Annotated in this window: 8 protein-coding genes; 6 read left to right on the top strand and 2 right to left on the bottom strand. The window is 39.1% G+C overall.

Annotation, left to right across the window (positions count from 1 at the left end; all coding sequences use genetic code 11):
- A partial coding sequence (locus L650_RS0106045) for an ISAs1 family transposase (RefSeq protein WP_029771904.1) occupies window positions 1–1,112 on the bottom strand: 1,112 nt, incomplete at its 3' end.
- Between the two features lie 335 nt (window positions 1,113–1,447).
- Here L650_RS0106045 and L650_RS0106040 point away from each other — a divergent pair.
- From L650_RS0106040 to fur, 5 genes are all read left to right on the top strand, one after another.
- Window positions 1,448–2,215 (top strand): alpha/beta fold hydrolase, encoded by a 768-nt coding sequence (locus L650_RS0106040; RefSeq protein WP_029772530.1) that lies wholly within the window; start codon window positions 1,448–1,450, stop codon window positions 2,213–2,215.
- A 95-nt stretch (window positions 2,216–2,310) separates the two neighbouring features.
- Window positions 2,311–2,532, top strand: coding sequence for a DUF2788 domain-containing protein (locus L650_RS0106035; RefSeq protein ID WP_004586672.1), 222 nt, complete (start codon window positions 2,311–2,313; stop codon window positions 2,530–2,532).
- A gap of 2 nt (window positions 2,533–2,534) precedes the next feature.
- Window positions 2,535–2,813, top strand: coding sequence for a LexA regulated protein (ybfE, locus tag L650_RS0106030; protein ID WP_004586673.1), 279 nt, complete (start codon window positions 2,535–2,537; stop codon window positions 2,811–2,813).
- 14 nt (window positions 2,814–2,827) lie between these two features.
- The gene (fldA, locus tag L650_RS0106025; protein WP_004586674.1) at window positions 2,828–3,355 is read left to right on the top strand and encodes a flavodoxin FldA; all 528 of its coding nucleotides are present in this window, start codon (window positions 2,828–2,830) and stop codon (window positions 3,353–3,355) included.
- A gap of 188 nt (window positions 3,356–3,543) precedes the next feature.
- The gene (fur, locus tag L650_RS0106020; protein WP_004586675.1) at window positions 3,544–3,987 is read left to right on the top strand and encodes a ferric iron uptake transcriptional regulator; all 444 of its coding nucleotides are present in this window, start codon (window positions 3,544–3,546) and stop codon (window positions 3,985–3,987) included.
- Between the two features lie 126 nt (window positions 3,988–4,113).
- Here the strand turns inward: fur and glnS are convergent, their stop codons facing one another.
- A complete protein-coding gene (gene glnS, locus L650_RS0106015; protein ID WP_029772529.1) occupies window positions 4,114–5,778 on the bottom strand; it encodes a glutamine--tRNA ligase in 1,665 nt (554 codons plus the stop codon).
- A 208-nt stretch (window positions 5,779–5,986) separates the two neighbouring features.
- Between glnS and L650_RS0106010 the strand changes: the two genes are divergently transcribed.
- The coding region (locus L650_RS0106010) for a DUF3083 family protein (protein ID WP_029772528.1) at window positions 5,987–6,521 on the top strand (535 nt) is incomplete at its 3' end.

The following is a 6,521-nucleotide window of genomic DNA, read 5'->3' as shown; positions in this document are numbered from 1 at the left end:
AACAGGGTTGAGCGGTAATCATCGTCTAGCCCTGCCATTTTCTTTTTCCTCGCCATACTAGCTGACTTAGATGTATCTTGTTTAAAAAGCGCCATGGCTATCTTTCGCATTACATTAAACATTAATGGCCCTTGAAGTTTGCGTATTCTCGATTCATCTTCTCTGAAGTTCATATCAAGCATCCAATGCATGCTTTCAACCTGCCAGTGACTGCGTACCGCATTGAGTGCTTGCGCTGCATTTAAGTCTAATGAACTTATATACCAGCGTGTTTCAGTGGTATCCGACCCTGCCGACTTATCATGAACTTCAGCCCTGACCTTAATAATACTCGTTAAGCCAGGCCAACGATAATCCTTGCCTAACCAGCTTTTATCTATAAGTAACTGCTGGCATGTACGTGTTTCAACACGCCCATGTCCTGAGCTTATTTCGGTATATTCATCACAATTATGCTGAGTTAACCTTTCACGCTCGCACTTGTGCCACCACGCTTCTAGTTCCTTTTGCATGCCTGAATGATTACCTTTAAGTGCAAGAATATAATCTGCTTTTTGTTGGATGATTTGTTTTGCTATTTCTTGTTGGCATCCCATCGCATCTAACGTAATGATACTGTTTTCAATATCGAGCAGGGTGAGTAATTCTGGTATTGCGGTGATTTCATTTGTTTTATTATCAACAGCCGTCTGCCCAAGCACTAACTGGTGTTGGCAACTCCATGCACTGACCGTGTGTAAGGCACTTTTTCTGTCTTTTGTGGTAAATGAACGTCGTGCGGTTTTGCCATCGATAGCGATGATATCTGCACCTGTGGTTTCAATCAGTGATGATATCCAAGATTGAAATGCCCTTTCTATTTCATTTGCTTTTAACCGACACATGACGCGAGCAATCGTGTCATGTTTTGGAATTCCTGCGTTGAACGTACCGTATTTTTTTAACCAATCAAGCTTTAGGTGCCCAAAGTCTTCAATATCTTCCCATCCTTCTGCACCAGAGAGTACAGCGCTAATAGCAAGGAGAAGAATATCGATAAGTTCATGCTTTTTACAACGTTCAATGCGAGGATCTGTAATTGAATTAAAATGTTTCAGAAAAGTAGTGCTCATATTTATGCGACCAAGTAATTATTATGCCTTGATCTGATCACTACTTGCTCTATAAGTTCAATTTATAATGATCTTGCCGTGAAACATAACCTATAAACGCGCTAATAAAGGTGTGTTGATTATTTGCTTATAAACCCAATGTAGTAATTAACAGCTTTTAAAAGTACTACCCATATTATTATCTCCATTAGGCTGGTAACACAAAAGAGCCCATAACTGGCGTAAAAATAAACGGTGTTACCCCATAAAAGGCGCGTGCAGAGCAGTTAACCGTTATATCTTTTGCTTTTTAGGGCAATGCTCGGCAAACTAAGCCAAAATTTTAGGAGGCGGTCATGCTATTAAACTATAAACAATACGGTGAAGGTCCGGATGTAGTGATCATTCATGGTTTATTTGGCTCTTTAGAAAACCTAAATGTTATTGCAAAACCATTGAGCGAGCACTTTAGGGTAACGAATGTAGATTTGCGTAACCATGGCGCTTCACCGCACAGTAATGAAATGAACTACCCTGCAATGGCCGCAGATATTGTTGAGCTAATGAACGCGTTAAATATTAACAATGCGCACCTGATTGGCCATTCAATGGGCGGTAAAGTGGCGATGGAAGTGGCGCTAATGCATAGCCAAAAAGTAAATAAGCTGGTGGTACTTGATATTGCCCCTGTGCGTTACCCTGCCCGCCACACACAAATTATTAATGCACTAAAAAAAGTGGCAACTAGCCAGGTTACTGATAGAAAACAAGCTGATGCTTTTATGAGCGAGTACATTAATGAGCTAGGTGTTAGGCAGTTTTTACTAAAAAGCTTAGCTAAAAACGACGATGGACAGTTCAAATGGCGATTTAATTTAGATGTACTTGATGAAAAATATTCGACAATCACAGCCAATGTTAATGAAAACAATTCTTGTTTGTGCGATACTTTGTTTATCAAAGGTAACGATTCTGATTACATACTGCCAGAATACCGCGATGAAATAACAAAGCGCTTTAAAAATACACGAGCAAAAATTATACACGGTGCAGGACATTGGCTTCATGCACAAAAACCCGCTGCAGTTAATAAAGCAATAAATGACTTTTTAACAGGGCTTTAATGCAATTTTAATCATGTGTTTTTGGTTATCCGTACTAAATTAATGCATATTTATATGCTATAGTACGCGCCGTTTAATTTAAAGGTTATACGTTGATGGTCAGTCAGTTTATTAACGAATTTGATACCCTAGGGTTGTACTTTGGCTTAGCCGGTATTTTTGTATTCATCGGCCTGGCAATTAAAGACGTACTTAATAGTGGTAACGTACCTAAGTTTGGTCGCTACATTGTGTGGGGCGTCCTCTTTTTAGGGTGTTCTGGCTTTATTGCGAAAGGACTTATACAAGTTTTTTGGCAAGGTGCAGGTGTAGGTTAGGCATGGCGAAGTCAGAAACAGATAGAACAACTCCCGATTTATTTGAATACGAAAAGCGCCCAGGCAGGCCTAAAACGAACCCTTTACCAAGGGATATGCAGTTAAAGGTTAATAAACGTAATCAAATAAAACGAGATAAAGCACGCGGTTTAAAGCGTGTAGAATTTAAAGTTTCATCACAGTTATATCAGGCACTGAGTGATATGGCAGATGCACAAAATATTAGCCGTAGTGCGCTGATTGAAACAATTTTACAAGAAAGATTGGCTATTGATAGATAAAAGGTTTGAAGTCCATGGCAAGTGTAGGCATTTTTTTCGGAAGTGACACAGGTAATACAGAACACGTAGCAAAAATGATCCAAAAAGAATTGGGTAAAAAGCTTGTGGCTGTACACGATATTGCAAAAAGCTCTAAAGAAGAGATTGCAGAGTTCGATTTAATCTTATTCGGTATTCCTACTTGGTACTACGGTGAAGCACAATGTGATTGGGATGACTTTTTCCCTGAGCTTGAAGAAGTAGACTTTGAAGGTAAGCTAGTGGCTATTTTTGGTTGTGGCGACCAAGAAGACTACGCAGAATACTTTTTAGACGCTATGGGTATGATCAACGATATCGTTACCGAGCGCGGTGCTATTGTGGTTGGCCATTGGTCGAGTGAAGGCTACGACTTTGAAGCATCTAAAGGTATGGCTGATGATACGCACTTTGTAGGCTTAGGTATTGATGAAGACCGCCAACCTGAATTAACAGAACAACGTGTTAAAGCATGGTGCGCACAAGTATATGATGAAATGTGCTTAAGCGAACTAGCAGACTAACCTCCCCCTCTTTTATCGCTAACTGTTTAAATAATTATCAAACAGTTAGCGACTTTAGAATTAATAGCAAAATTGATCAATTGTTCTTTGCACTCAGTGCTTAGGCGCGTTATCCTTGTTATTGCTAATGTGTCGTGTGCATCTGTAAGAGATGTCTAGTATAACCAAACAAATTTGAGACAGATTTAATGACTGATCATAACTTGGAACTTAAAAAAGCCGGTTTAAAAGTAACTTTACCGCGTATTAAAATCTTAGAAATTCTACAATCTCCAGATAACCAACACATCAGCGCTGAAGATGTATACAAAATTCTTTTAGATTTAGGTGAAGAAATTGGTCTTGCGACTGTTTACCGTGTATTAAACCAATTTGATGACGCAGGTATTGTAAGCCGTCACCATTTTGAAGGCGGAAAGTCAGTATTTGAACTTTCTGGCAGCACTCACCACGACCACCTAGTGTGTTTAAAATGTGGCAAAGTTGTTGAATTTGAAGATGACTTAATTGAACGTCGCCAGTTAGAAATAGCCGAAGAAAACGGTATTACACTAACAAATCACTCTTTATACCTATACGGTGAGTGTCAAGACAAAGCAGCGTGTAAAGCATTTAGCGACTCAAATAGCTAATAACGCGCTATAGTAATAAAAAAACCTGCTATTGCAGGTTTTTTTGTGCTTAAAATTAAACATTTAAACTGTGTTTAATACCAATTTGCAATAATAATATATTATGCAAATTGGTATTTTAAAGCGTTACTGCTTCTCGATTTTAGCCCATGAATCTCTAAGACCAACCGTTTGATTGAATACTAAATTTTCTGACTTTGTATCACGTGAGAAATAGCCAGTACGCTCAAACTGGAAGCCTTGAGCCGGTTCGGCTTTAGCAAGCGATGCTTCTAGTTTTGCATTTTCTAATACAACTAACGAATCAGGGTTAAGTGTCGATTCGAACTCTTCAGCTGCACCTGGGTTTGGTACATTAAATAAACGGTCATACAATCTAACTTCTGCATTAACCGACTCAGGCGCAGAAACCCAATGAATAACCCCTTTGACTTTACGACCGTCACTTGGGTTTTTACCTAGTGTTTCGTTGTCGTAAGTACAGTAAATAGTGGTAATTTCACCATTTTCATCTTTTTCTACACGCTGGGCCTTAATTACATAAGCACCACGTAAGCGTACTTCTTTATCAAGTACTAAGCGTTTAAATTTATTATTCGCTTCTTCGCGGAAATCTTCACGCTCAATGAAAAGCTCACGAGTAAACGGTACTTCACGACGCCCCATTTCTTCTTTATTAGGGTGGTTAGCTACCGACAATGTTTCTACTTTTTCTGCATCAAAGTTTTCTATTACAACTTTAACTGGATCGAGTACTGCCATTGCACGTGGTGCGTTTTCATTTAAGTCTTCACGGATACACGCTTCAAGCATGCCCATTTCAACCATGTTTTCTTGCTTAGTCACACCGATACGTAAACAGAACTCACGTATTGAAGCCGGTGTATAACCACGACGACGTAAACCAGCAATAGTTGGCATACGTGGGTCATCCCACCCTTCTACATAGTTATTTACAACTAAATCGTTTAGCTTACGCTTAGACATAATTGTGTATTCAAGATTTAAGCGCGAAAACTCAATTTGCTGTGGGTGGCATTCAAGGCTGATGTTATCAAGTACCCAGTCGTATAAACGACGGTTATCTTGAAACTCAAGTGTACACAATGAATGGGTTATTCCCTCAAGCGCATCAGAAATACAATGTGTGAAGTCATACATTGGGTAAATGCACCACTTGTCACCTGTTTGATGGTGATGAGCAAAACGAACGCGATAAATAATTGGATCGCGAAGCACCATAAATGAGCTTGCCATATCAATTTTAGCGCGTAGAACACACTCACCTTCTTTGAATTCACCCGTGCGCATTTTTTCAAACAAGGCGAGGTTTTCTTCTACTGAGGTGTCTCTGTATGGGCTATTTTTACCCGGCTCTTTTAACGTACCGCGATACTCACGCGCTTGATCGGCCGTTAAAAAACAAACGTACGCTAAGCCTTTTTCAATAAGCTCTACTGCATAGCCGTATAGGGTATCAAAATAGTTTGACGAATATTTTATCTCACCGCTCCAGTTGAAGCCTAACCACTGCACGTCTTCTTTGATTGAATTAACGTAGTTAATATCTTCTTTTTCTGGGTTTGTATCATCAAAACGTAGGTTACATAAACCATCGTAATCTTTTGCAATGCCAAAATTCAAACAAATTGATTTTGCATGGCCAATATGTAAAAAGCCATTTGGTTCAGGTGGAAAACGTGTATGCGTAGTTGCATGTTTGCCACTTGCTAAATCTTCATCAATTCGAGTTCTTATAAAGTTACTTGGGCGATTCTCAATTTCCGCCATAGGAGTGCGATCCTCTGAATATTCGTGATAACAAAACTAATGCATTATTACAAAAACAAACACTAACATACAGCACTAGATGCGGGTTTATTCTAGTTATTATGGCAATGGTGCATTAGTTTATTACTTAAATTTGTTTTAGCGCAATATTTGAGTCATGAAAGGCATTTATAGTACCTAAACTTAAGCTCCTTAAAAGGATTCAAAGATGGCCAGTTCTACACAACACAGAGTTTATATACCAACAAATGCGCGAGCTAATCACTATTTACTCGCTGAAATTACACCCACTGATGACTTTTACACTAGTTTTAGCGATATCGATAGTTGCTATACCCGCATTGCCAAGCAACTATTTGCAAGCTGTGATGAATACGAGCTACATAATGTACACCTACTCGCTAACGACAAATTACCCGTTGTCAGATTTCATGATGAGTCGTATCAATTAGAAACAGCTAAGCAAATGTTGTTTTTTTACAACCCGCGTTACCACGAGGCGCACAAACTACACTACACCCCTACTTTTAAAAGTAAAAAAATTCGCTTGTTATTTTTAGCTACCGGTGATGATTTACGCGCAAGCTCGGCACAATTTCACAGCAGGGTGCAAAAAGTGTTAGATAATTTACAAACACAATTATTTATTGAACAACCCCAGTTTAAGCTTCGCGATCATCAGCATTTAACCTATGACTTATTTGCCAAGAGCAAAGGCTGTAACCAAAGTTACGGCTACAAAC

This window comes from Pseudoalteromonas sp. TB51 (assembly GCF_000498055.1).
Lineage (GTDB): Bacteria > Pseudomonadota > Gammaproteobacteria > Enterobacterales > Alteromonadaceae > Pseudoalteromonas > Pseudoalteromonas atlantica.
The sequence above is the reverse complement of the archived record's forward strand: the minus strand, read 5'-3'. Positions and strand labels throughout refer to the sequence as shown.